General features: G+C 29.2%; 25 protein-coding genes, 1 rRNA gene and 1 riboswitch. All 26 genes read left to right on the plus strand.

What is annotated here, in order from left to right; genetic code table 11:
- Positions 1–52: 52 nt before the first annotated feature.
- Positions 53–169, plus strand: a 5S ribosomal RNA gene (rrf, locus tag VLM92_RS14600).
- Positions 170–286: 117 nt separating this feature from the next.
- Entirely contained in the window at positions 287–1,522 is a 1,236-nt protein-coding gene (gene hemA / locus VLM92_RS14605; RefSeq protein ID WP_325277055.1) for a glutamyl-tRNA reductase, read from the plus strand.
- 19 nt (positions 1,523–1,541) lie between these two features.
- Entirely contained in the window at positions 1,542–2,837 is a 1,296-nt protein-coding gene (gene hemL, locus VLM92_RS14610; RefSeq protein WP_325277056.1) for a glutamate-1-semialdehyde 2,1-aminomutase, read from the plus strand.
- Between the two features lie 206 nt (positions 2,838–3,043).
- A complete protein-coding gene (cobT, locus tag VLM92_RS14615) occupies positions 3,044–4,102 on the plus strand; it encodes a nicotinate-nucleotide--dimethylbenzimidazole phosphoribosyltransferase (protein ID WP_325277057.1) in 1,059 nt (352 codons plus the stop codon).
- 10 nt (positions 4,103–4,112) lie between these two features.
- The gene (gene cobU, locus VLM92_RS14620) at positions 4,113–4,673 is read left to right on the plus strand and encodes a bifunctional adenosylcobinamide kinase/adenosylcobinamide-phosphate guanylyltransferase (RefSeq protein ID WP_325277058.1); all 561 of its coding nucleotides are present in this window, start codon (positions 4,113–4,115) and stop codon (positions 4,671–4,673) included.
- Between the two features lie 3 nt (positions 4,674–4,676).
- Positions 4,677–5,441: an adenosylcobinamide-GDP ribazoletransferase gene (cobS, locus tag VLM92_RS14625; protein ID WP_325277059.1), complete on the plus strand. Its 765-nt coding sequence runs from the start codon at positions 4,677–4,679 to the stop codon at positions 5,439–5,441.
- Positions 5,442–5,460: 19 nt separating this feature from the next.
- Positions 5,461–6,063 carry a histidine phosphatase family protein gene (locus tag VLM92_RS14630; protein ID WP_325277060.1) on the plus strand — a complete coding sequence of 201 codons (603 nt, stop codon included), beginning with the start codon at positions 5,461–5,463 and terminating at the stop codon, positions 6,061–6,063.
- 11 nt (positions 6,064–6,074) lie between these two features.
- Positions 6,075–6,249, plus strand: a riboswitch (cobalamin riboswitch).
- 116 nt (positions 6,250–6,365) lie between these two features.
- Positions 6,366–7,901 carry a cobyric acid synthase gene (locus tag VLM92_RS14635; protein ID WP_325277061.1) on the plus strand — a complete coding sequence of 512 codons (1,536 nt, stop codon included), beginning with the start codon at positions 6,366–6,368 and terminating at the stop codon, positions 7,899–7,901.
- 98 nt (positions 7,902–7,999) lie between these two features.
- On the plus strand, positions 8,000–9,364 hold the full coding sequence (locus VLM92_RS14640; protein ID WP_325277062.1) for a cobyrinate a,c-diamide synthase: 1,365 nt from the start codon (positions 8,000–8,002) through the stop codon (positions 9,362–9,364).
- Between the two features lies 1 nt (position 9,365).
- Positions 9,366–10,310, plus strand: a complete 945-nt coding sequence (gene cbiB / locus VLM92_RS14645; RefSeq protein WP_325277063.1) for an adenosylcobinamide-phosphate synthase CbiB — start codon at positions 9,366–9,368, stop codon at positions 10,308–10,310.
- A gap of 66 nt (positions 10,311–10,376) precedes the next feature.
- Positions 10,377–11,447, plus strand: a complete 1,071-nt coding sequence (locus tag VLM92_RS14650) for a histidinol-phosphate transaminase (protein WP_325277064.1) — start codon at positions 10,377–10,379, stop codon at positions 11,445–11,447.
- Position 11,448: 1 nt separating this feature from the next.
- Positions 11,449–12,336: a cobalamin biosynthesis protein gene (locus tag VLM92_RS14655; RefSeq protein ID WP_325277065.1), complete on the plus strand. Its 888-nt coding sequence runs from the start codon at positions 11,449–11,451 to the stop codon at positions 12,334–12,336.
- The gene (locus VLM92_RS14660) at positions 12,324–12,956 is read left to right on the plus strand and encodes a cobalt-precorrin-8 methylmutase (RefSeq protein ID WP_325277066.1); all 633 of its coding nucleotides are present in this window, start codon (positions 12,324–12,326) and stop codon (positions 12,954–12,956) included. Before VLM92_RS14655 ends, VLM92_RS14660 begins: the two co-directional genes overlap by 13 nt.
- Before the next feature lie 8 nt (positions 12,957–12,964).
- A complete protein-coding gene (cbiD, locus tag VLM92_RS14665; RefSeq protein WP_325277067.1) occupies positions 12,965–14,113 on the plus strand; it encodes a cobalt-precorrin-5B (C(1))-methyltransferase CbiD in 1,149 nt (382 codons plus the stop codon).
- A complete protein-coding gene (locus VLM92_RS14670; RefSeq protein ID WP_325277068.1) occupies positions 14,110–14,712 on the plus strand; it encodes a cobalt-precorrin-7 (C(5))-methyltransferase in 603 nt (200 codons plus the stop codon). The genes cbiD and VLM92_RS14670 overlap by 4 nt, the downstream gene beginning before the upstream one ends.
- Before the next feature lie 30 nt (positions 14,713–14,742).
- Positions 14,743–15,303: a decarboxylating cobalt-precorrin-6B (C(15))-methyltransferase gene (locus tag VLM92_RS14675; protein WP_325277069.1), complete on the plus strand. Its 561-nt coding sequence runs from the start codon at positions 14,743–14,745 to the stop codon at positions 15,301–15,303.
- Positions 15,304–15,307: 4 nt separating this feature from the next.
- The gene (locus tag VLM92_RS14680) at positions 15,308–16,060 is read left to right on the plus strand and encodes a cobalt-precorrin-4 methyltransferase (protein ID WP_325277079.1); all 753 of its coding nucleotides are present in this window, start codon (positions 15,308–15,310) and stop codon (positions 16,058–16,060) included.
- The gene (gene cbiG, locus VLM92_RS14685) at positions 16,044–17,168 is read left to right on the plus strand and encodes a cobalt-precorrin 5A hydrolase (RefSeq protein WP_325277070.1); all 1,125 of its coding nucleotides are present in this window, start codon (positions 16,044–16,046) and stop codon (positions 17,166–17,168) included. Before VLM92_RS14680 ends, cbiG begins: the two co-directional genes overlap by 17 nt.
- Positions 17,165–17,890 (plus strand): precorrin-3B C(17)-methyltransferase, encoded by a 726-nt coding sequence (cobJ, locus tag VLM92_RS14690; RefSeq protein ID WP_325277071.1) that lies wholly within the window; start codon positions 17,165–17,167, stop codon positions 17,888–17,890. Before cbiG ends, cobJ begins: the two co-directional genes overlap by 4 nt.
- Entirely contained in the window at positions 17,887–18,636 is a 750-nt protein-coding gene (gene cobK, locus VLM92_RS14695) for a precorrin-6A reductase (RefSeq protein WP_325277072.1), read from the plus strand. Before cobJ ends, cobK begins: the two co-directional genes overlap by 4 nt.
- A 23-nt stretch (positions 18,637–18,659) precedes the next feature.
- Positions 18,660–19,460 (plus strand): sirohydrochlorin cobaltochelatase, encoded by an 801-nt coding sequence (locus VLM92_RS14700; RefSeq protein WP_325277073.1) that lies wholly within the window; start codon positions 18,660–18,662, stop codon positions 19,458–19,460.
- 21 nt (positions 19,461–19,481) lie between these two features.
- Entirely contained in the window at positions 19,482–20,201 is a 720-nt protein-coding gene (locus tag VLM92_RS14705) for a cobalt-factor II C(20)-methyltransferase (RefSeq protein ID WP_325277074.1), read from the plus strand.
- A gap of 31 nt (positions 20,202–20,232) precedes the next feature.
- Positions 20,233–21,138 carry a hydroxymethylbilane synthase gene (gene hemC / locus VLM92_RS14710; RefSeq protein WP_325277075.1) on the plus strand — a complete coding sequence of 302 codons (906 nt, stop codon included), beginning with the start codon at positions 20,233–20,235 and terminating at the stop codon, positions 21,136–21,138.
- Entirely contained in the window at positions 21,128–22,636 is a 1,509-nt protein-coding gene (gene cobA / locus VLM92_RS14715; protein WP_325277076.1) for a uroporphyrinogen-III C-methyltransferase, read from the plus strand. Before hemC ends, cobA begins: the two co-directional genes overlap by 11 nt.
- 120 nt (positions 22,637–22,756) lie before the next feature.
- On the plus strand, positions 22,757–23,728 hold the full coding sequence (gene hemB, locus VLM92_RS14720) for a porphobilinogen synthase (RefSeq protein ID WP_325277077.1): 972 nt from the start codon (positions 22,757–22,759) through the stop codon (positions 23,726–23,728).
- A gap of 192 nt (positions 23,729–23,920) precedes the next feature.
- Positions 23,921–24,520 carry a bifunctional precorrin-2 dehydrogenase/sirohydrochlorin ferrochelatase gene (locus VLM92_RS14725; RefSeq protein ID WP_325277078.1) on the plus strand — a complete coding sequence of 200 codons (600 nt, stop codon included), beginning with the start codon at positions 23,921–23,923 and terminating at the stop codon, positions 24,518–24,520.
- Positions 24,521–24,793: the final 273 nt, after the last annotated feature.

Raw genomic sequence — 24,793 nt, forward strand, 5'->3', positions numbered from 1 at the left:
CGGCTGTGAGGGTTCGATCCCCTTCACCCGCTCCATTAAAAAATAAAGATTATGTGGTTATAATAGCAAAGAGGATACACCTGTTCCCATTCCGAACACAGAAGTTAAGCTCTTTAGCGCTGATGGTACTTGGGGGGCAACCTCCTGGGAGAGTAAGACGTAGCCACGTAGTCTTTTTTTTATGTTCAAAAACATATTTAAACTTCTAAATTTACAAAATTTGCATGTAGATGTATACTATAAATAGTAAATATAAATAAAACTTAAAATAGTTTGGAGGTTAGCTATGGATATAGGGGTCGTAGGAGTAAATCATAATTTAGCTCCGATAAGCATAAGAGAAGGAGTATCTTTTACGGATTTGCAAAAAATAGAGGCTATAAATTATCTACTAGATAAAGAAATAGAGGAGATTGTGATACTATCTACTTGTAATAGAAGTGAAATATATATCCAATCTAAAAATATTAAAGAAAAAATAAAAGTAGTAGAGGATTTTTATGAAAGTTTCTTTAACTCTTCTGATGTAAAAAAATATCTATTTTCAAAAATTAATAGAGAGGCTATAGAGCATATATATAAAGTTACAGCAGGCTTAGATTCTATAGTATTAGGAGAGGATCAAATATTAGGACAAGTAAAGGATGCATATGATTTTTCTATGCAATTAGGTGCTAGTAAAAAGAGATTTAACAAACTATTTAGAGAAGCCATAACGACAGCTAAGGATATTAAAAATACCACAAAGATATCACAACAACCATTATCTATAAGCTATATAGGAGTAAAGTTTTTAGAAGAAAAGCTAGGTAGTCTAAAGGGGAAAAACGCTTTAGTTATAGGTATAGGTAAAATGAGTAAGTTAACAATGAGACATTTAGAAGAAGAAAATATTAATACAATATATGTATCAAATCGTAGTCATGGAAAAATAAAAGAAATACAACATGAATATAAAAATATTGTGCCAATTGAATATGGTGATAGATATAAAGTACTTAATGATGTAGATATAGTAATAAGTGCAACTGCATCTCCGCATATAGTAGTTAGATATGAGGATATGCCAAAAATTCAAAACAAAGTTTATATGATGGATATAGCTCTTCCAAGAGATATAGATCCTAAGATAAATGAACTAGAAAATGTAAAGGTTTATGATATAGATAATTTAAAAGAAATTCATGAAAAAAATGATCAAAAGAGAAAAGAATTGGCTAGTATAGGTTACAAAATGATAGATGGTAGTATTAATGAATTTATAGAATGGGTTGACTCAACACATATAGACCCAACTATAGAATCATTAAATGATAAATGTTTAGAGATAAGAGAAGATACTCTAGATTACATATTTAGAAAGCTTGATCTTGATAATAGAGAGAAAAAAATCATAGATAAAATGATGACATCTGCATTAAAAAGGCTTATAAGAGAACCGATAATTAATTTAAAGCAAACAAAAGATAAAGGTAAACGAGAAGAGTATATAAAATTAGTTGAAGAGTTATTTGAACTTTAAATATTGGGAGGCATTATAGATGAAAAATGAAAAATCACTAAAAATATATGAAGAAGCAACAAAGTATATACCTGGAGGAGTTAATAGCCCTGTTAGAGCATTTAAATCAGTAGGATTAGATCCGATTTTTATAGATAGAGCTCATGGAAGTAGAATATATGATGTAGATGGGAATGAATATATCGATTATATTTGTTCTTGGGGACCACTTATGTTAGGACATAGTCCAAAAGAAATAGTTGAAGGAATTGAAGAAATAGTAGCTAAAGGAACAAGTTATGGAGTTCCTACAGCTATAGAAGTGGATATGGCAAAGATTATAGTACAAGCATATCCTGCTATAGATCAAGTTCGTATGGTTAACTCTGGAACGGAAGCAACAATGAGTGCCTTAAGAGTAGCTAGAGCATACACAAAAAGAAATAAGATTTTAAAGTTTGAAGGATGTTACCATGGTCATTCAGATGCATTATTAGTTAAATCAGGGTCTGGAACAATTACATATGGAGTACCAACAAGTCCTGGAGTTCCAGAAGATGTTGTAAAAGATACATTAGTATGTAGATACAACGATTTAGATGCAGTAAGAGAAATATTTAAGGAACAAGGACATGAGATTGCTGCAATAATAGTAGAAACAGTAGCAGGAAACATGGGCGTAGTTTCTGGAACACAAGAATTCTTACAGTTATTAAGAGATATAACAAAAGAATATGGGACTGTTTTAATATTTGATGAAGTAATAACTGGATTTAGATTAAATTATAGTAGTTCAGTAGGATACTTTGGAATAAAGCCAGACATGGTTTGCTTTGGTAAAATAATAGGTGCAGGGCTTCCTGTAGGTGCTTATGGTGCAACTAAGGAAATAATGAGTATGGTGTCTCCTGTAGGGCCTGTTTACCAAGCGGGTACGTTATCAGGAAATCCATTAGCTATGTACATGGGGAAAAAGAATTTAGAAATATTAAGAGACAATCCACAAATATATACAGAATTAGAGGAAAAGGCTATAAGATTAGAGCAAGGACTAAAATCTAATGTAGAAAAATTAGGATTAAATTATACTGTAAATAGAGCTGGTTCATTAGTTTGTTTATTCTTTGCGCAAGGGCCTATAAATAATTATGATGATGTAACAAAGTGTGATGTAGCTAAGTTTAATAAATATTTTGAAGAATTATTAAAGAGAGGTGTTCTTTTAGCACCAACACAATTTGAAGCTATGTTCTTATCAAATGCTCATACAAATCAAGATATAGATTATACTATAGAAGCTAGCTATGAGGCTTTAAAAGTAGCGCATAATCTTTAATAATAGTAAAAAATAAATTTATTGTCAGTTTCAATATAAATATTAGAGGATAAAGAAGTAAAATGTAGAATAGTTTTATAAGACATTTTATGTATTTAACAAAATTTATAAATCAACGAGACAAGGCAAATAAGATTAAAAAAATAATACCTAGCCTTTCAGGCTAGGTAAAATATTTTAAAATCAAATAATGAGAGGAAAAGAAAATGAGCTTACTAGAAAACATATCAAAAAATATATACTCTTTAGATGATACTTTTATTAGACAAGCTAAACAAAGACTAGACAGACTTATAAAACCTACGGGTAGCCTTGGTAAGATAGAAGATATTTGTATGCAATTAGCAGGTATATATCAAAGTAAAGAATTTGATACATCTAAAAAAGTAATTATAGCTTTTGCAGGAGATCACGGGGTTTATGAGGAAGGTGTAGCACCAGATCCACAAAATATAACACAACTTCAATTTCCTAATTTTTCAAAAGGGCTATGTGGGGTTGGAGTATTAAGTAAGTTTGTAGGTGCTGATATAGTAGCTGTAGATGTTGGAATAAACTGTGATCATAAACTAGATGGTGTTTTAGATTATAAAATCAGAAAAGGTACATCAAATATGGCAAAAGGACCTGCTATGAATAGACAAGAAGCTATAAGATGTTTAGAGATAGGTATAGAAATAGCTGAAGAATGCATAGAAAAAGGATATAAAGTTATAGGTATTGGAGAAATGGGTATATGTAATACAACACCAAGTAGTGCTATAATATCTGTAATATGTGATTGTGATCCTTTAGACGTAACTGGAATAGGTGCAGGGCTAAAGAAAGAAAAGATACAACATAAAGCAAATACAATAAGAAATGCTATAGAATTAAATAAGCCAAATCCTGAAGATGCGATAGATATATTATCTAAAGTTGGTGGATTTGAAATAGGTGCTATGGCAGGCGTTATATTAGGATGTAGTGCAAATAAAATACCTGTTGTTTTAGATGGATTTATATCTTATGCAGCAGCATTATTAGCATATAAAGTAAATCCTAAAAGTAGAGAATATATGATAGCATCTCATTCATCAGCAGAGCCAGGAACAGAAAAAGCATTAGAAGTAATAAAATTAAGTCCTGTATTAAATATGGATATGAGATTAGGCGAAGGTAGTGGAGCCGCTTTAGCATTTAATATTATAGAAGCAGCTAATTATACATATAAAAATATGGCTACATTTGATGAAGTAGAATGGGTAGATAACAGTTTAAGATAGGAGAATAAAAATGAGCAAAGTTATATTGGTAACAGGTGGAGCAAGATCTGGTAAAAGTAATTTTGCAGAACAATTATGTATAGATAGAAATAATAATACTGCGTATATAGCAACATCAATACCTTTTGATGATGAAATGAAACACAGAGTAAAAAAACATAAAGAAAGTAGACCACAAAACTGGAAGACTTACGAAATATATAAAGATATATATTCTATAATTGAAGAAGTATCTGAAAATCATGAAACTATAATATTAGACTGTGTTACTCTATTAGTTAATAATTTAATGTTTACATATGATTTAGATATAGATAAAGCAACGCAAGATGAAATAAATAATTTAGAATTGTACATAAAAGACCAAGTTAATAAATTAATTGAAGAAATAAAAAATACAAATTTATATTTTGTTGCAGTAACTAATGAACTTGGAATGGCAGTCGTACCAGCTAACAAACTTAGTAGAGTATATACAGATATAGTAGGTAGAATAAATCAATGCATAGCATCACAAAGTGATGAAGTATATTTTGTAGTAAGTGGTATACCTATGAAAATAAAGGGGTAAATTATGAAACGATTTATTGCAATACTTCAATTTATGACCAGAATACCGATAAATATAGATGTAGGAATTGATGAGGATTTTCATAAATCTATAACATATTTTCCTCTTGTAGGATTTGTTTTAGGAATTTTATTATTTTTAGTGGGAACAGTATCAATGAAAATATTTGATCCGTTTATAACAGCTATAATAATAACTTTATCATCTGTAGTGTTAACGGGAGGTCTTCATATTGATGGATTAGGAGATACATTTGATGCTATATATAGTTATAGAGATAAAGAAAAAATGCTAGAAATAATGAAAGATTCTAGATTAGGAACTAACTCACTTTTAGCTATAATGTTTGTAATGTTACTTAAAATTGGTTTTATATACAGTATTATAAATCAAGGGTTTATGTGGATGATAATATTTATGCCAATAATAGGTAGGCTAGGCATGATACGATTAACATATAAAACTGTTAGTCCTAGAGCTAAAGGAATGGGAAATTTATTTATAGGTAAGTCAACAACTAGTATGTTTATAACAGCTATAACATATACGATAGCTATAATAGCATTAATATCAAAATTAATGTTTAATTCTTCAACTATATTATTACTTAAAATCTTAATTTCTATAGTGATTGTTATTATATTTAATCAAATGTTCAAACAACATATATACAAAAAGATTGATGGAGTAACAGGAGATATTTTAGGTTGTAGCGTAGAACTTGGAGAAGTTATATATTTACTTTACATATACCTAATGATAGGCTAACCTTTAAAGAGGTGTAAATATGACAAAATTAATTTTAGTAAGACATGCATTGACTATTGATAACCAAAACAACAGATTATCAGGTCATATAGATAGTGTTGTAAGTGAAATTGGAAAAAAACAAATAGATAAATTGACAACATATTTAGAAAAAATAGATATAGATAAAATTTATACTACTACATCATCAAGAACAAAAGACACAGTAAGAAAAATTGCTAAATTAAAAAAAATAGATATAATAGAAAAGGAAACGTTAAAAGAAATTAGTTTTGGAGATTTTGAAGGGGTAACCTTCAATGAGATTAAAAAAAATTACCCTGATGAATTTAAATCAATTATAGATAAAGGATATGAATATAAATATCCCAATGGAGAGAGTTTAATAGACTCTTATAATAGAGTGGCAAATGAAATAAGTAAAATAGTTTTTGACAATAAAGATAAGACAATACTTATATGTTCTCATGGAGGAACAATAAGAAATATAATAACTTACTTAATATCAAATAGCTATGAGTACCACTGGAATTTTAAGATTGATAATGCATCAATTACGATTTTAGAAGTGGAAAATGGGTTTACTGTAATAAACACCATGAATAATACGAGTTTTATTTAGCCTTTAAAATCGAATATTAGATTAAAATAGGTTCTTATAGATTAAAAGGGAAAAAGGTTAAATGCCTTTGCAGCCCCCGCTACTGTAAAACTGACGAAACTAGAAATTACCACTGTCCTAAGGATGGGAAGGTATAGGAGTAGGATGAAGTTGAGCCAGGATACCTGCCTAATTTAATTTATTAATGAGATCTTCGGGGTGAAGGTTTTTATTTGATATATTATAGAATAAAAGTCCTAGCTCTAAAAGAGCTAGGACTTTCTTAATATTGAGAAGATTATAAAAATAAAGGGAGTGAAATTATGGGCAAAAAGATAATGTTACAAGGTACTGCTTCTAACGTTGGAAAAAGTATTTTAACTGCTGGACTATGTAGAGTATTTAAACAAGATGGATATAGTGTTGCACCATTTAAATCACAAAATATGGCATTAAATTCTTTTATAACAAAAGAAGGGCTTGAAATGGGAAGAGCCCAAGTATTTCAAGCAGAAGCAGCAGGTATAGAACCAGTAGCAGATATGAATCCAATATTATTAAAGCCATCAGGAAACCATAGATGCCAAGTGATTATGAGAGGTAAGGTGATAGAAAATATGTCTTCATCTGATTATCATAATTATAAACCTAAGTTAGCAAAAGAATTAAAGAATATATTTGAACAGTTTAGTAATAACTATGACATTGTAGTGATGGAAGGTGCAGGGAGTACGGCAGAAATAAATTTAAGAGAACGTGATGTTGCTAATATGGGAATGGCAGAAATTGCAGATGCACCAGTAATAATAGTTGGAGATATAGATAGGGGAGGAGTATTTGCATCATTAGCAGGTACAATGCTTTTATTAAGTGAATCAGAAAGAAAAAGAGTTAAGGGAGTAATTATCAACAAATTCAGAGGAAGAAAAGAACTTTTAGCTGAAGGGGTAAAAATGCTTGAAGAAATAATAAAAGTTCCTGTTCTTGGAGTTATTCCTTATAGTGATATAAAAATAGAAGATGAAGATAGCGTAACAACTAGATTTAAGACAAAGATGAATAAAAATGATATTCATATAGAAATAATTAGAACTCCTCATATGTCTAATTTCACAGACTTTAACATATTTGAAACTCAAGAAGATGTAAGTATTAGATATGTAGATTATGGTGAGACACTGGGAAATCCTGATATGGTGGTAATTCCAGGAAGTAAAAGTACAATAGATGATTTAAAGTACATAAGAGAAAATGGGTTAGAAGAACAAATAAAGGAATTACATAAAAGAGGTAAATTGATATTTGGTATATGTGGAGGATATCAAATGTTAGGGAAGAAGCTTAAAGACCCATACCATGTTGAAGGTGAAGTTGAAGAGTTTGATGGAATTGGGCTTTTAGATACAGAGACTACATTTGAGATGGAAAAAACAACTACACAAGTAGAAGCCACAATATGTGATGGACTTGGTGGATATATGATTAACCTTGGAGGAAAGAAAGTAAAAGGTTATGAAATACACATGGGAATAAGTAAGATAGGTACGGAAGTCAACAATTTAAATGTAATCAATAAGAAGCTAGATGAACAAGTAAACTATGTAGAAGGTAGCGTAAATAAAGAAGGTAATGTAGTAGGAACTTACCTTCATGGTATATTTGATGATGTATATTTTACTAGAACACTTTTAAATAATATAAGAAATCAAAAAGGTTTAGATAGAATAGAAAGTAGTGTAACTTCATTCGAAGAATTTAAGCAAAAAGAATACGATAAATTAGCAGATTTATTGAGAGAACATTTAGATATAGAAAAAATTTATAAAATAATGAGCGAGCATGAGAAAGAAACTGTATAAAAAATTTGCTCCATTCATGTCGCTAACGATATGACGCTCATATGCATTCGGTCACATCCGTTGCTCAAAAAATAAATTCAATGGTTAGGTGGAATATAATGAAGAAAATTTTGATTGCAGGAACTAATAGTGGTGTAGGGAAGACTACTATATCATTAGGAATTATGCAGGCTCTTACGAAGAGGAATATGAAAGTTCAGCCATATAAAGTTGGACCTGATTATATAGATCCTTCATACCATACTTTTATAACTGGCAAACACTCAAGAAACTTAGATTCATATATGTTAGATGATGAAAAAATAAAATATGTATTTAATAAATCGTCACAAGATGCAGATATATCAGTAGTTGAAGGGGTAATGGGCCTTTATGATGGTATAGGAATAGATTTAGATAATTGTACGAGTTCTCATACATCAAAAATTTTAAAAGCTCCAGTTATATTGGTTATAAATGGTAAAGCTATGGCAGCATCTAGTGCAGCTATGGTGCTTGGGTATAAGGAAATTGATAAAGATGTGAATATAAAAGGTGTAATAGTTAACAATGTGAGAACTAAAACACACTATGAAATAATAAAGAAAGCAATTGAAACATATTGTGGTGTTGAAGTTTTAGGTTACTTCCCTCCAAATAATGAATTTTCTCTAGAATCTAGACATTTAGGATTAGTGCCTAGTGTAGAAATAGATTCATTAAAAACTAAATTTGATAATTTAGCAGAGGAAATTGAAAAGTATATAGATATAGATAGAATACTAGAAATATCTGAAACAGAAGAGGTTGAAAGCAACTTTGATTTAAAAGATTTTATAGAAAGCAACAAGATGGAAGGCAAAACTATAGCACTAGCATATGATAAAGCTTTCAACTTCTATTATAGAGAAAATATAGAATTACTTGAGGAATTGGGGTTAAATATAAAATACTTTAGTCCGTTAAAAGGCAAAGAAGTACCAAAATCAGACTATATATATATCGGTGGAGGATTCCCAGAAATATTTGGTCAAGAATTAGAAAAAAATGAATGCATGAGAAAATCCATAAAAGAAGCTCATGAAAATAATATCCCTATATATGCTGAATGCGGTGGATTAATGTATCTAGGAGAAAAGTTATTAGACCAAGAAAATAAAGAGTATGAGATGGTAGGAATATTTAAAGGATATAGTAAGATGACAGCATCTTTAAAAAGATTTGGATATTGCTATGGAACTGCTAAAGTAGATACTATTTTATCTAAAAAAGATGAAAGTATAAAAGGACATGAATTCCACCATTCAGTTTTTGAAACTGATGAAGAATGTGCTTATATAATGAGAAAAGAAAGAGACAAAAAAGTAGTTGATGAATGGGAAGGTGGATATAGCAAAAACAATACTTTAGCTACATATCTACACACACATTTTTACAATAACTTAAATTGTATAAAAAATTTTTTAGAAAAAGGAAATAAGTAATATGAATATATTATCTATTTATATAGGATACATAATGGATTTAATTATAGGAGATCCATATTCTTTTCCTCATCCAGTTAGATACATTGGAAAATTAATAAAAGTAACTGAAAACAAAATAAGAAAAGTAGCTAAAACGGATAAGGATTTAAAAAAAGGTGGATTTGTTTTATGGTTTGTAACAGTTGGAATAACTTATTTAGTTACATACTTAATAGTTAAGTTAAGTAGTTTTATTCCAGGAGGATTTATAATAGTAAATTCACTTTTAATTTATACAACTTTAGCTACTAAATGTTTAAAAGATGAAGCTGTAAAAATATATAAAGTTTTAAAAATTGGAGATATAGAAAAATCTAGAATTCAATTATCTTATATAGTAGGAAGAGATACACAGCATTTAGATGAAGGTGAAATAATCAGGGCTACGATAGAAACTGTAGCAGAAAATACAGTTGATGGAATAATTGCACCAATGTTTTATGCTTTTATAGGTGGAGCACCACTTGCAATGGCCTATAAAGCCATAAATACTTTAGATTCTACTGTAGGATATAAAAACGAAAAATATAAAGACTTGGGATTTGCATCAGCTAAAATTGATGATATTGCAAACTATATACCTGCTAGAATTTCAGTTTTATTAATGATGGTAGGGAGCTTAATATTGGGGTATGATTATAAAAATTCTTCTAAAATAGCAATTAGAGATCGAAAAAATCACAAAAGTCCAAACTGTGCATATCCAGAAGGTGCTGTTGCAGGAGCTTTAGGAGTGCAGTTAGGAGGAACGAACATATACTTTGGTCAATCGGTGTACAAACCTACAATAGGAGATAAAATCAGAGATATTGAAATAGATGATATAGTGAAAACAAATAAAATAATGTATGCTACCTCAATAACTTCTATGGTTATATTTACAGTACTATTTATGACTTTATAATCAAAATGATAAATTGAGTGAAGCGAATTTTGAGCCACTGTGTGGGCTAAATTAAGGGGGGTATAAATGAAAGATTTAGGTCATGGAGCGAATGTAAATCACATAGCAAAAATGTACGATAAAAACCCAAAAGATATAATAGATTTTAGTTCAAATATAAACCCAAAAGTAATACAAGGATTAGAAAAATATATACTAGAAGGTTTATCAGAGTGTAGAAGTTATCCAGATATAAATTATACAAATTTAAGAAATAACATATCAAAATATATAAGTGTGAAATCAGATTTTATAATACCTGGAAATGGGGCTACAGAAATAATCTATTTATTAATGAAGAGTATAGGGAAAAGATTAGCTATATTAAATCCTACTTTTTCAGAGTATGAAAGAAGTGCTAAATTAAGCGGATTAGAAATTATAAATTTAAATCTAAATGAAAAAAAACAGTTTTCTATAGATTTAGAAGATATAAAAGAAAATATTGAAAAATTTGATAGCTTGTTTATATGTAATCCTAACAATCCAAATGGTAAGGTTAAAGACTTAACAGAGTTACTAAACCTAATGATACAAAATAATAAGTTACTTATAGTTGATGAAACTTTTATGGAGTTTGTAGCAGAAGAAGAAAAATATAGCCTAGTTAAATATGTACAAAGATATGAAAATATATTTATTCTAAAGGCTGTAACAAAATTTTTCGGTATGCCAGGATTAAGGCTTGGATATGGACTAACTAGTAATAAAGAGATAATAGAAAAGATTCATAACTATAAAGAGCCATGGACAATAAATTCATTTGCTGACACTTTATCTAATCATATTTTTGAAGATAAAAACTATATAGAAGATAGTAAAAAATATTATATAAAAGAACGTAGCTACATGTTACAGGAGTTAAGAAACATACAAAACATAGTAGTTTACGATACAGATACAAATTTTATATTGATTAAGCTTAATGATAGAAGGTCATATGAAATAAAAGTCGAATTATTAACAAAAGGGAATATTCTTATAAGAGATGCATCAAATTTTATCGGATTAGATGATAGCTATATAAGAGTAGCTATAAAGTCTCATGAAGAAAATGAAATCCTTATAAAACATATGAAAAATGTATTAGGTGATTAGTATGAAGTATTATGGTATTTGCCCAGCATCTTGTGGAGAGTTTGTCCAAGGTATGATGGACAATGAAGAGTATTTGAGTTCATATGCAATAGATATGTACTCAACAGCAATGATTGAAGAAAAGTTACAAGATATAAATCTAGGACCTTATAAATCTAGAAAAGCAATAGAAGCAGTATTTCAAAAATTTAGACTACCAATTGAAGAAAGTAAAAATATTTCATTAAATATACACAGTAAAATACCGATTGGTAAAGGCATGGCAAGTTCTACTGCTGATATAGGTGCTACTATAGTTGCAACATTAGGGTTAATACAGAAAGATTTAACTAGTGAAGAAATATCTAAATTAGCATCTACGATAGAACCAACAGACTCTACTTATATAGAAAAAAATAGTATTTTTAATCCTTTAAGTGGACAAGTAATAAAGTATTTAGGAAATATTAAAAATTCTAGAGTCATAGTTCTAGAGCCAAATAAAACTTTAGATACAATGAAAATTAGAAATACACCAAATTATAAGGAAATCAAAATACAAAATAAAGAAATTATAAAAGAAGCATTTTATCTTTTAGAAGAAGGTATAAGAAAAAATGATTTACATACTATTGGAAGGGCGTGTACTCTTAGTAGCTTAGCTAATGAAAATATAGATAAAAAAGAAGGATTAAAAGAAATAATAGAAATATCTCAAAACTATGGAGCTTATGGAGTTAATATTGCGCATAGCGGAACAGTTGTCGCAGTTATGATAGATAAGTGTATGAATGATATTAAATTAATAGAGTTGTTAAAACAAGCTAAATTAGATGCAGTTTACAATAAAATTTACACCCTAGATATTATAGATGGTGGAATCAGGAGGGAATTAGAATGGAATACATAAAAAATCCTATGATGATAGAAGAAAAAAGTTTTGAAATGATACAAGATATAATAGACGATATAAGACCTGGATATGAATTTAAAAATTTAGTAGAAGAAAAAATTATAAAACGTTCAATACATACAACAGCAGATTTTGAATACTTAGATATATTAAAAATATCAGAAACTGCAGTTGAAAATATAGTTGATGCACTTAAGAATAATGCAACTATATATACAGATACAAACATGGCATTAAGTGGAATAAACAAAAAAAAATTAGAAGCTTTAGGCTGTAAATACAAATGTTTAGTAGCAGACGAAGAAACTGCAAAGTTAGCTAAAGAAAAATCTATGACGCGTTCAATGGCAGCTGTTGAAATAGCATCTAAAGAACCTGGAAGAAAAATATTTGTACTTGGAAATGCTCCAACAGCTTTATATAAGGTTATGGAAATGAGAGACTCGGGAGAACTTAGTGTAGATGCAGTTGTAGGAGTTCCTGTTGGATTTGTGGGTGCAGCTGAATCTAAGGATGAATTAGAAAAAACTGAAATACCATATATAATATCAAAAGGAAGAAAAGGTGGTAGTAACTTAGCTGCAGCTATAGTTAATGCTATTTTATACACTATGTAGGTAATAGTATGGAAGAATATGTGTATATAGAAGGTAAGAAATACAGAAGAGGATATACCACAGGTTCTTGTGCTACAGGTGCAGCAAAGGCTGCAACTTACATGTTACTAACTAAAAAGAAAATAGACGTTATAAATATAGATACTCCAAAAGGTATACCACTAACATTGAAGGTTGAAAACATAAATATACAAGATAGTTATGTAGAATGTTCAATTGAAAAAGATGGTGGAGATGATATTGATGCCACTCATACTATGCATATTCATGCTAGAGCAGAACTTGTCAAAAGACAAGGACAAGAAGACATATTAGTATGTGGTGGCGAAGGTATTGGAGTAGTAACTAAAAAGGGTTTAAGCGTAGAAGTTGGAAAACCTGCTATTAATCCAACCCCTATGAAAATGATAAATAGTGAAGTAGCTAAAGTGATAGGTAGTGATATAAAAGTTAATTTAGGAGAAGACACAGTCTTGAAAATAACTATATTTGCTCCTAAGGGACAAGAAATAGCTAAAAAAACTTTTAATCCAAGGATAGGAATAGTAGGTGGAATATCTATTATAGGTACAACTGGAATAGTTGAACCAATGAGTGATGAAGGTTGGAGAAAATCACTATCTATAGAACTTCAAATGAAAAAAGAACAAGGACTAGACAAAGTAATTCTAGTTCCTGGAAATCATGGAGAACAATTTATCAGAGAAAACTTAAATTTAGATATGAAATATGTGATAAGAACTAGTAACTTTATAGGATACATGCTAAAAGAAGCTCAAAGAATGGGATATAAAAAAATACTTATGGCAGGTCATATAGGTAAATTTATAAAACTATCAGCAGGTATATTTAATACTCATAGTAAAATAGCAGATGCTAGAAGTGAAATATTAGTATCAAATCTAGCTTTGATGAAAGCTCCTTATGAATTATTAGAAAGAATAAGTGAATGTTTAACTGCCGAAGAAGCAGTTGAGATAATAGATAATAGTGATTATAAAGAATTTTATGATTTAGTAAGTAATAAGTGCAAAGCCAAGGTAAAACAGTACTTAGGTGATGATGAAATAGATGTAGAAGTCATTATGTTTTCAATGGACAAAACTTTGCTAGGTAAATCAGATAGTACAGACAGTCTAGTGGAGGTATTCAGATGATAAATGTTATAGGATTAGGTCCTGGAAACACAGATTATATAACTAAATTAGGCGAGAGATTAATAAGGGACTCTGATGTATTAATTGGAGGAAAACGAAATTTAGAATCTATTACAGATTTTAAGGGCGAAAAAATAGAATTAGCATCTAATTTAAAAGAAATAGTACAATACATAAATAATAATAAAGAAAAACAAATATCTGTCATAGCATCTGGAGATCCATTTATATATGGAATTGGAAGGTATTTATCTAAAAATATTGATTCGAAGGACTTAAATGTAGTATCAGGAATTAGTTCTTTACAATATATATTTTCTAAAGTACATATTGATATGAATGATTTATACATCACAAGTAGTCATGGAAAAATTCCTGATTTTGATTATGTACTTTCACATAAGAAGGTATGCATGGTAACAGATAAATTAATAGGTCCAAAGCAGATATGCAAAGAGATACTAGACAGAGATTTAAATAAGACAGTTATTGTAGGAGAAAATTTATCTTATGATAACGAGAAGATAACAATAGGAAAACCAGAAGATATATTAAAAATAGATAAATTTGATATGTGTGTAGTAGTTATCATAGATTAAAAAGTCATACAAATTTAGTGGAGATTGCATATGAAAAATAGTGAATTCATAACAGGTAAAGTTCCTATAACAAAGGAAGAAGTTAGAGCTATATCTATAATGAAGTTAGACTTAATAAATGCTAAAAGATTTGTAGATGTAGGCGCAGGTACAGGTAGTGTAAGTGTAGAAGCAGCTTATAACTATCCTAATTTAGAAGTTATTTCAATAGAAAGAAATGATGATGCACTAGATTTAATAAATAAAAATGTTGAAAAATTTAATTTGAATAATGTAGAGATTATAAAGGGATATGCACCAGTAGATATACAAGGAAAAGTAGATGCAATATTTCTTGGGGGAACAGGTAATAACTTAAACGAAAGACTACTCTGGTCAAAAAATATGCTAGCTTGCGGTGGAAGACTAGTAGCAAACTTTATAATAGTAGAAACATTTAATGAAACTTTAAAATTATTAAGAGAGTATGGATTCAATAATATAGATGTTTCAGTGCTAAACGTATCTAAGTTAGAAAAGCTGGGAAGAGGAGAATATTTTAAACCTTTAAACCCAATTTATATAATATCTTGTGAAAAAGGGGTAGATTAATATGATGAATAAAGTACATTTTGTAGGTGCAGGACCAGGAGATAAGGAATTAATAACTCTTAAAGGATATAAACTTTTAAGTAATGCAGATGTAGTAATATATGCGGGATCATTAGTTAACCCAGAGCTTTTAGAGTATTGTAAAGAAGGATGTGAAATACATAATAGTGCACATATGGATTTACAAGAAATAATAGAAGTAATGGAAAAAGGAATAAAAGAAAATAAATCTGTTGTAAGGTTACAAACAGGAGATTTCTCTATATATGGTTCAATAAGAGAACAAGTTGAGGATTTAAATAAATTAGAAATAGATTATGATTGTACACCAGGAGTAAGTTCATTCCTAGGAGCGGCGTCATCTTTAGGTGTAGAATATACAGTTCCAGAAATATCTCAAAGTGTAATAATAACAAGAATGGAAGGAAGAACTCCAGTACCATCTAAAGAATCAATAGAGTCTTATGCAGCTCATCAAACTTCTATGGCTATATTCTTGTCAGTACAAGACATAGAAAAAGTTGTAGAAAGACTTCATGAAGGTGGATACCCAATGGATACTCCAATAGCTGTTGTGTATAAGGCTACTTGGGCAGATGAAAAAATAGTAAAAGGAACACTAGAAGATATAGCTGTTAAAGTAAAGGAAAATGATATAAGAAAAACAGCTTTAATATTAGTAGGACAATTCTTAGGTAAAGAATACAACAATTCGAAGTTATATGACAAGGACTTCAAACATGAATATAGAAACTAAGATTGCAGTAGTTTGTATAACTGAAAATGGAAAGAAATTGGCACTAAGGATAAACTCTTTAATAAAAAATAGTGATGTTTATGTGGTTAGTAATAAGAAAAATAACTTACAACTAGAAACTAAAAAAGAAAAAGTATTTTTGGTTACAGAAAAATTAAGTGAACTAGTAGAGAAATTATTTAAAAAATATGAGTGCATAGTGTTTATAATGGCAACCGGGATTGTTGTAAGAGTTATAGCTCCATATATAAATAGTAAATTTAGTGATCCAGCTATATTAGTAACTGATGAAAAAGGAACAAATATAATTAGTCTACTAAGTGGACATATGGGTGGAGCTAATGAAATGACTCATTATATAAGTGATTTAATAGAAGCGAATCCAGTTATAACAACTGCAACTGATGTAAATAAGAAAGCTTCATTAGATATGATAGCTAAAAAATTAGATGCTCATATAGATAACTTTAGAGAAAATGTAAAAGATGTAAATGCTATGTTAGTTAATAACCAAGAAGTAGGCATATATGTTGATGAAAACTATGATATAGATACTAGAGGATTTAAAGTTCTAGATAAACTTGAAAACATAGAAGAATTAGATAAAGTAGTAGTTATTACAAACAAAAATCAAATTATCAAAGATTACTTAATTAGCCAATGTGATAGTAAAGTTAAAGAGGATAGTCTAGTAAAAAATGAAGTAAGCAAGAAAATAATAAAGGTAATTCCAAGGGATATAGTAGTAGGTATTGGATGTAGAAGAAATACAGATAGCAAACTGTTACAAGAGTCTCTAACCAATTTGTTACATGATTACAATATAGATATTAAATCAGTTAAAGAAATTGGCAGTATAGATATAAAGCATGATGAAAAAGCCATTATTGACTTAGCATCATACTTAGATGCACCGTTTACTACTATTTCCAGTGAAGAAATATCTAAAGTGGATTACCTATTTGATAAATCAGAATTTGTAAAAAAGAATGTAGGAGTATATTGTGTTGCAGAACCAGTAGCGCATATATTGAGTAAAGGAAATCTAATAATAGAAAAACATAAATATAAGGGAATAACAATTTCGGTGGGGAGAGTGTCAAAATGATATACGTTATAGGTATAGGACCTGGAAGTAAAGAGTTAATGACTATGCAAGCTATAAAAGCTATGGAAGATTCTGAAGTTATAGTAGGATACAAAACTTATATAAACTTAATAACAGAGTTTATTGAAGATAAAGAAGTAGTACAAAATGGAATGAGGCAAGAAATAGATAGATGCAAGGAAGCAGTTGAGATAGCTAAGACAGGTAAAAAAGTTGCAGTTATAAGTAGTGGAGATGCTGGAATATATGGAATGGCAGGATTAATATTAGAACTTACTTCAAAAGAGCAACAAGATATAAAAGTTAAAGTTATTCCTGGAGTTACTGCAAGTATAGGTGCAGCAGCAATATTAGGTGCTCCTATAATGCATGACTTCTGTCATATAAGCTTAAGTGATTTATTAACTCCTTGGGATGTTATAGAGAAAAGATTAAGATTAGCAGCAGAAGCTGATTTCGTAGTCTGTTTATATAATCCAAGAAGTAAAGGAAGAAGTGAACACTTAGCTAAAGCATTTGAAATAATGGGTGAATTCAAACATGGAAATACACCTGTTGGGATAGTTAAAGATGTAGGAAGAGAAAAAGAAGAAAAGTTTGTATGTACTTTTGATACTATGGATTTTGAAAGAGTTGATATGACTACTATGGTCATAATAGGAAACAAATCTACTTTTATACATGATGATTTAATGATAACTCCAAGAGGATACACTGTATGATTTTAGTTTTAGGCGGAACATCTGACAGCTTAGAGATATGTGACAGAATAAATAAGCATGAGAATTTATCATATATACTTTCCGTAACAACAAGTTACGGAGAGGCCCTTGCAAAAAAACATGCGAAAAAGGTCATAATAGGTAAATTATCTAAGGAAGATATGATAGATTTCATAGAAAAAAATAATATAAATAAAATTATAGATGCTACTCATCCTTATGCCATAGAAGTATCTAAAAATGCTATTGAATGTGCAAAGGAAAAAAATATAGATTATTTAAGATATGAAAGAAAATCTTTGATTGAAGAGATATCCTATAAAAATAAATATGTAGTGAGTAGTATTGAAGAAGCTTGTAAACTTGCAAGAGAAAAAGGAAGTAATATATTTATAGGAACTGGGAGTAAAAATTTACCACAAGTAGTAGATTATATACCAGATAGAAATTTAATTGTAAGGGTATTACCAACTAGTGATGTTATACTAAGTTGTGAAAAATTAGGTCTAAATGCAGATAATATAATAGCCATGAAGGGTCCTTTCAGTCAAAGCATAAACGAAGAACTCTATAAACATTATGATATAGATATTGTAGTAACCAAAGAAAGTGGAGTTAACGGAGGATTTTTAGAAAAAGTAAATGCCTGTGAAACACTTGATATACCAGTGATAATTATAACTAGAGAAAAAATAGATTATCCTATGGTAATTAATTATATAGATGAACTAAAAAAAATATTATAAATTATAAACAAGGTGGATTGAGTATGAAAAAAGCAATTTTAGTAGTTAGTTTTGGGACTAGTTATAAAGAAACTAGAGAAAAGACAATAGAAGCTTGTGAGAAGAAAATAAGTAAAGGATTAGAAGGATATGATTTTCATAGAGCATATACTTCTAATATGATAATAAGAAAACTAAAAAATAGAGATGGAATTAATGTAGAAAATCCAATACAAGCTTTAGATAGATTATACGAAGAAGGTTATGAAGAAGTTATAGTTCAAACACTTCATATAATATGTGGAGAAGAATTTAATAAATTGAAAGAACAAGTGGATAGTTACCAAGATAAATTTGAGAAAATTATATTAGGTAGACCATTATTAACATATATAGAAGATTACAAAGAAGCAGTAGAAGCTATAGAGTATCAAATTCCTAAGATGGAAGATGATGAAGCTGTTGTATTTATGGGTCATGGAACATTCCATGAGTCTCATTCAGCATATCCAGCGTTAGAATATATGTTAAGAGATGCAGGAATAAATGCCTACGTAGGAACTGTTGAAGGTTATCCAGAATTAGATCAAGTTATCAACAGATTAAAGATGAATAATATAAAAACAGTAAATTTAATGCCGTTTATGTTAGTAGCAGGAGATCATGCTATAAATGATATGGCAGGGGATGAAGAAGATTCATGGAAAACTATTTTAGAAGAACATGGATTCAACACAAAGATATACTTAAAGGGGTTAGGAGAAAATCCATATATACAAGATAAATTTATGAATCATGCTAATGATTGTGTAGAAAAATTAAATCAATTAGAAGAAATATGTTAATTAAATAGGAGGAGATTAGAGATGGCAAAATTTTATGGAATAGGTACAGGACCTGGAGATAGTTCATTATTAACAGTTAAAGCAGTAGAAACATTAAATAATTTAGATATATTATATACACCAGAAGCTAAAAAAGGTGGAGAAAGTTTAGCTTTATCTATAGTAAGTAAGTATTTACCAGAAGGATTAGAAATAAAATCAAGACACTTCCCGATGAACTTTAATGATGGAGAAAAGATATTAGCTTGGAATCAAGTGGCAGATGAAATAGTAGAAGATGTAAAGGAAGGAAAAAATGTAGGATTTGTAACATTAGGAGATCCTATGATATACAGTACTTATGTTTATATAATGGAAAGACTTATAGGAAGCATAGATGTAGAAACTATACCGGGAATATCTTCATTCTCTAATATAGCATCAAATCAAAATTTCCCATTAGTAATGGATAGAGAACCATTAATAATAATACCTTGCACAATAGAAGAGGAAAAAATAGATTATGCATTACAAAACTATAGCTCTATAGTATTAATGAAAGTTTATAAAAACTTTAAGGAAATAGTACAAAAATTAGAAGATAATAATCTTATAGAATATGCTATATTAGTGAGTAATTCATCACAAGATGGAGAAGTGGTATATAATGATTTAAGAGAAATAAACCTTGAAGAAAAAATATCTTACTTCTCAACTATATTAGTTAATAAAGAAGTAAAAAAAACAGTTAAAGTAGGATAATCAGAAGGAAAGTCCAAAGGAGATTTGAGCCATGAAAATAGTAGTTGGAACTAGGGGGAGCAAACTAGCAGTTACTCAAACTAATTGGGTAATAAATCAGCTTAAACAAAAACATCCTAGTGTAGAATTTGAAGTTAAGATTATAAAAACTAAAGGTGATTTAATACAAAATGTTAGTCTAGATAAAATAGGGGATAAAGGACTATTTGTAAAAGAAATAGAGCAACAGTTGATAGATGGAGAAATAGACATGGCAGTTCACAGTATGAAGGATATGCCATCATCTCTTCCAGAAGGTTTAAAGTTTGCAAGTATACCAAAAAGAGAAGATCCAAGAGATGTTCTTATATTAAAAGAAGGATATAAGAACTTAGAAGATTTACCTCAGGGGGCAACTATAGGAACAGGAAGTAAAAGAAGGAAGTATCAATTATTAAACCATAGACCAGATTTAAATATAGTATCAATAAGAGGAAATGTAGACACTAGGATTAGAAAAATAAAAGATGAAAATTTAGATGGAGTGGTATTAGCTGCATCTGGAATATTGAGAGTTGGATTAGAAGAAAAGATAAGCTGTTATCTTTCAACCGATGTTGTTGTACCTGCACCTGCACAAGGAGCATTAGCTATAGAAATTAGAAAAGATAATACTGAAGTTGAAAAAATAATTGATTCATTGAGAGATGAAATAACAGAAATCCAGGTTGCTGCTGAAAGAGGATTTTTAGATGGAGTAAATGGAAGCTGTCATATTCCTATGGGAGCATATTGCCACATTGAAGGTGATAAATTAAACCTTACAGGATTATTTGGAGATGAAGAAGGTAATGCATTAATTATAAAATCAATGCAAGGAAATATAGAATCACCTAGAGAGTTAGGTTATGAATTAGCAAAACTAATTTTAAAGGAGTATGAGCGCTATGAAGGGTAAGGTTTATTTAGTTGGAGCAGGACCTGGAGATTATAAGTTATTAACATTAAAAGGGTTAGAATGTATAAAAAAAGCTGATGTTATAGTTTATGATAGATTAGCGAACATAAATTATTTAAAGGAAGCTAAACCTAATTGTGAATTTATATATGTAGGAAAGGCATCTAGTAATCATGTACTTCCTCAAGATGATATAAACAGAGTTATCGCTGATAAAGCAAAAGAAGGAAAGGTAGTTACAAGGCTTAAAGGTGGGGATCCTTATGTGTTTGGAAGAGGTGGAGAAGAAGGCGAAGTTTTAGTTTCTGAGGGAATAGAGTTTGAAGTAGTTCCTGGAATAACCTCTGCTATAGGTGGATTATGCTATGCAGGTATACCAATAACTCATAGAGACCATGCATCTTCTTTCCATGTTATAACGGGTCACTTAAGAGAAGATGATAAAGAAAATCCAGAAATAAATTGGAATGCTTTAGCTAACACTAATGGAACTCTTGTGTTTTTAATGGGAGTAGCGAACTTACAAAAAATTAGTGCAAACTTAATAAAAGAAGGTAAATCGAAAGACACACCAGTTGCACTTATAAGTTGGGCAACAAGGTATAACCAAAGAGTAATAACTTCTACATTAGAGAATGTATATGAAACAGCGATAAGAGAAAATGTAAAACCACCAACACTTATAGCAGTTGGTAATGTAGTAGGATTAAGAGATAAGTTAAACTTCTTTGAAAATAAACCATTATTCGGTAAAAGTATAATGGTTACTAGATCGAGAACTCAAAGTAGTAGTTTAGTAGAAAAAATAATGGATTTAGGTGGAAATCCTATAGAAGTACCTACTATAAAAATAGAAAAAATAGAAAATAATATAGAATTAGAAAATGAAATAAAAAATATAAAAGATTATACATATTTAGTGCTTACTAGTAAAAATGGTGTAGATATATTCTTTGATAAACTAGATGAAATGGGTCTTGATAGTAGAGCATTAGCAAATTTAAAGGTTTGTGCTATCGGATCTGCTACAGCTAAAGAAATAAAAAATAGAGGAATTAAAGCGGATATAGTTCCAGAAAAATTCATAGCAGAATATTTATTTGAAGAGTTAAAGCCTGTTTTAAAAGAAAATGATAAGGTATTAATGCCAAGAGCAAAGAATGCTAGAGATTTCTTAGTACATAAAATAAGTGAAATTTGTGAAATAAGAGAAGTACATACATATGAAACAGTAGTAGATCCGACAAGAAAAGAAGAAGTTTTAGAAATGTTAAATCAAAATGATACTAACTATATAACTTTTGCTAGTTCATCTACTGTTAAGAATTTCGTAGAAATTATAGGGCAAGAGAATTTAGATAAATTAGAAAATATTAAAGTTATATCTATAGGACCTATAACTACACAAAGTGCTAAAGAATTAAATTTAAATGTTTATAAAGAAGCTGAAGTTGCAACTATAGATGGTATGATTAAAACAATTATAGAAGATAAATAAATTGTAGATATACATTTAGATTTAGTTATTATATTTTCACTATATCGTGAAAATTAATATTTTAATAAAAAGTTATTGAAACAATATATAACCTATATAGACAAATGGAGGAGAAGTAAAGTGTTAAGAAGACCTAGAAGATTAAGAGCAAACAGTGCAATAAGAAATTTAGTAAGAGAAACTAAATTAAATATAGAAGATTTAATATATCCTTTATTTATAGTAGAAGGAGAAAACATAAAAAGTGAAATCTCATCTTTACCAGATGTATACCATTTTTCAGTAGACATGTTAGAAGATGAAATAAGAGAATTAAAAAAATTAGGAATAGAACATGTACTATTATTTGGAATACCACATGATCATGAAAAAGACCCATTTGGAAGTGAAGGTTATAATGACAATGGTATAGTTCAAAGAGCTATCAGAAAGATAAAAGAGATAGATAGTGAAATGAATGTAATTACTGATGTATGTATGTGTGAATATACTAGTCATGGTCATTGTGGAATATTAACAGATAGTGGATATGTAGACAATGATAAAACTTTAGCGTATTTAGCTAAAATAGCTGTAAGTCATGCAAAAGCTGGAGCAGATATGGTAGCTCCTTCAGATATGATGGATGGAAGAATAAAAGCTATGAGAAAAGCTTTAGATAAAGAAGGCTTTGAACACATAGCAATAATGTCATATAGTGTTAAATATGCATCTACTTTCTATGGCCCGTTTAGAGAAGCGGCTAATTCAGCGCCATCATTTGGAGATAGAAAGACATACCAAATGGATCCAGCAAATAGCAATGAAGCATTAATAGAATCAGAGCTTGACGTATTAGAAGGAGCTGATATATTAATGGTAAAACCAGCACTTTCTTATTTAGATGTAATAAGGAGAGTAAAGGATAATTATGATTTACCATTAGCAGCATATAATGTAAGTGGTGAATACGCAATGCTTAAGTCAGCTGTTAAGAATGGTATATTAAGCGAAGGTGCAATATATGAATCTGTAATGTCAATAAAAAGAGCAGGAGCAGATATAATAATAACTTACTTCGCTAAGGATTTAGCAAAGATGCTAAAAAAGTAATATATAATTAAAAAATCACAAAGGAGTAACTTTTGTTACTCCTTTTATAGCACATAGGAAATTATATTCATTTTAAGATTGTGGATAAATATAATTTTCGTATATGTGCTTCAAAAAAGTCTTCTTTATAGATCTTCAGTTGAAGACTTTTTTATTTTGAATTTTATTATAGGAATCAGGGAGGGTAAATAAATGTTATATCCAATTAATATAGAAATAAAAGACATAGAAATAACAGTAATAGGTGGAGGGGAAGTAGCCTATAGAAAGTGTAAAAACTTTTTAGAGTTTGGAAAAAGTGTGAAAGTAGTATCTGAAAACTTTATAGAGAAATTCGATAATATAAAAGATAATATAAAAGTAATACAGGATAGATATAAAGAAGAATATGTAAAAACAAGTTTTATAGTAGTGGCTGCTACAAATAATAAAGAAATAAATAAACAAATAGGACTATATTGCAGAAATAATGGTAAACTAGTTAATGTAGTAGATGATATTGAATTATCTAACTATACAGTTCCATCATATGTAAAAAGAGGGGAATTACTTATAAGTATATCTACTGGTGGAAAAAGTCCATCGCTTTCAGCTAAGATAAAAAGAGATTTAGAAGAGCAATATGATGAAAGCTACGAAGAATATATAAATACTCTAGGAGAACTTAGAAAAGAAATTATAAAAAACTATGAAGATATTTCAGTAAGAAAAAAGATACTTAATGAATTAGTAAATCTAAATTTAGAGGAACTAAAATTACTTGGAAATAAATATCAAATAATAAATTTGTAAAAAAAAGTCGAAAAAGTATTGACGATATTATTTTAAGATGGTATAGTTATACTTGTCCTTAAGAAAAGGGCAAATGATAAAAATAAACAACAGAAAAAAGTTGACAAAGCAAGAAAGCTTTGGTAAACTAAAGAAGTTGAAAAAATGAACTTTGAAAATTAAACAGTAGGTTAATTTATAGAATTTGAAACAAACCAAACAAACAAAGCCAGATATATAACAGTATCTGAGCCCGTTAAACTTTTATTTGAGAGTTTGATCCTGGCTCAGGAT

This window comes from Romboutsia sp., assembly GCF_035470145.1.
GTDB lineage: Bacteria > Bacillota > Clostridia > Peptostreptococcales > Peptostreptococcaceae > Romboutsia_D.

Coding starts and splice junctions, on each gene's coding strand:
- hemA (WP_325277055.1), top strand. CDS start 287: ATGGATATAGGGGTCGTAGGAGTAAATCATAATTTAGCTCCGATAAGC.
- hemL (WP_325277056.1), top strand. CDS start 1,542: ATGAAAAATGAAAAATCACTAAAAATATATGAAGAAGCAACAAAGTAT.
- cobT (WP_325277057.1), top strand. CDS start 3,044: ATGAGCTTACTAGAAAACATATCAAAAAATATATACTCTTTAGATGAT.
- cobU (WP_325277058.1), top strand. CDS start 4,113: ATGAGCAAAGTTATATTGGTAACAGGTGGAGCAAGATCTGGTAAAAGT.
- cobS (WP_325277059.1), top strand. CDS start 4,677: ATGAAACGATTTATTGCAATACTTCAATTTATGACCAGAATACCGATA.
- VLM92_RS14630 (WP_325277060.1), top strand. CDS start 5,461: ATGACAAAATTAATTTTAGTAAGACATGCATTGACTATTGATAACCAA.
- VLM92_RS14635 (WP_325277061.1), top strand. CDS start 6,366: ATGGGCAAAAAGATAATGTTACAAGGTACTGCTTCTAACGTTGGAAAA.
- VLM92_RS14640 (WP_325277062.1), top strand. CDS start 8,000: ATGAAGAAAATTTTGATTGCAGGAACTAATAGTGGTGTAGGGAAGACT.
- cbiB (WP_325277063.1), top strand. CDS start 9,366: ATGAATATATTATCTATTTATATAGGATACATAATGGATTTAATTATA.
- VLM92_RS14650 (WP_325277064.1), top strand. CDS start 10,377: ATGAAAGATTTAGGTCATGGAGCGAATGTAAATCACATAGCAAAAATG.
- VLM92_RS14655 (WP_325277065.1), top strand. CDS start 11,449: ATGAAGTATTATGGTATTTGCCCAGCATCTTGTGGAGAGTTTGTCCAA.
- VLM92_RS14660 (WP_325277066.1), top strand. CDS start 12,324: ATGGAATACATAAAAAATCCTATGATGATAGAAGAAAAAAGTTTTGAA.
- cbiD (WP_325277067.1), top strand. CDS start 12,965: ATGGAAGAATATGTGTATATAGAAGGTAAGAAATACAGAAGAGGATAT.
- VLM92_RS14670 (WP_325277068.1), top strand. CDS start 14,110: ATGATAAATGTTATAGGATTAGGTCCTGGAAACACAGATTATATAACT.
- VLM92_RS14675 (WP_325277069.1), top strand. CDS start 14,743: ATGAAAAATAGTGAATTCATAACAGGTAAAGTTCCTATAACAAAGGAA.
- VLM92_RS14680 (WP_325277079.1), top strand. CDS start 15,308: ATGAATAAAGTACATTTTGTAGGTGCAGGACCAGGAGATAAGGAATTA.
- cbiG (WP_325277070.1), top strand. CDS start 16,044: ATGAATATAGAAACTAAGATTGCAGTAGTTTGTATAACTGAAAATGGA.
- cobJ (WP_325277071.1), top strand. CDS start 17,165: ATGATATACGTTATAGGTATAGGACCTGGAAGTAAAGAGTTAATGACT.
- cobK (WP_325277072.1), top strand. CDS start 17,887: ATGATTTTAGTTTTAGGCGGAACATCTGACAGCTTAGAGATATGTGAC.
- VLM92_RS14700 (WP_325277073.1), top strand. CDS start 18,660: ATGAAAAAAGCAATTTTAGTAGTTAGTTTTGGGACTAGTTATAAAGAA.
- VLM92_RS14705 (WP_325277074.1), top strand. CDS start 19,482: ATGGCAAAATTTTATGGAATAGGTACAGGACCTGGAGATAGTTCATTA.
- hemC (WP_325277075.1), top strand. CDS start 20,233: ATGAAAATAGTAGTTGGAACTAGGGGGAGCAAACTAGCAGTTACTCAA.
- cobA (WP_325277076.1), top strand. CDS start 21,128: ATGAAGGGTAAGGTTTATTTAGTTGGAGCAGGACCTGGAGATTATAAG.
- VLM92_RS14725 (WP_325277078.1), top strand. CDS start 23,921: ATGTTATATCCAATTAATATAGAAATAAAAGACATAGAAATAACAGTA.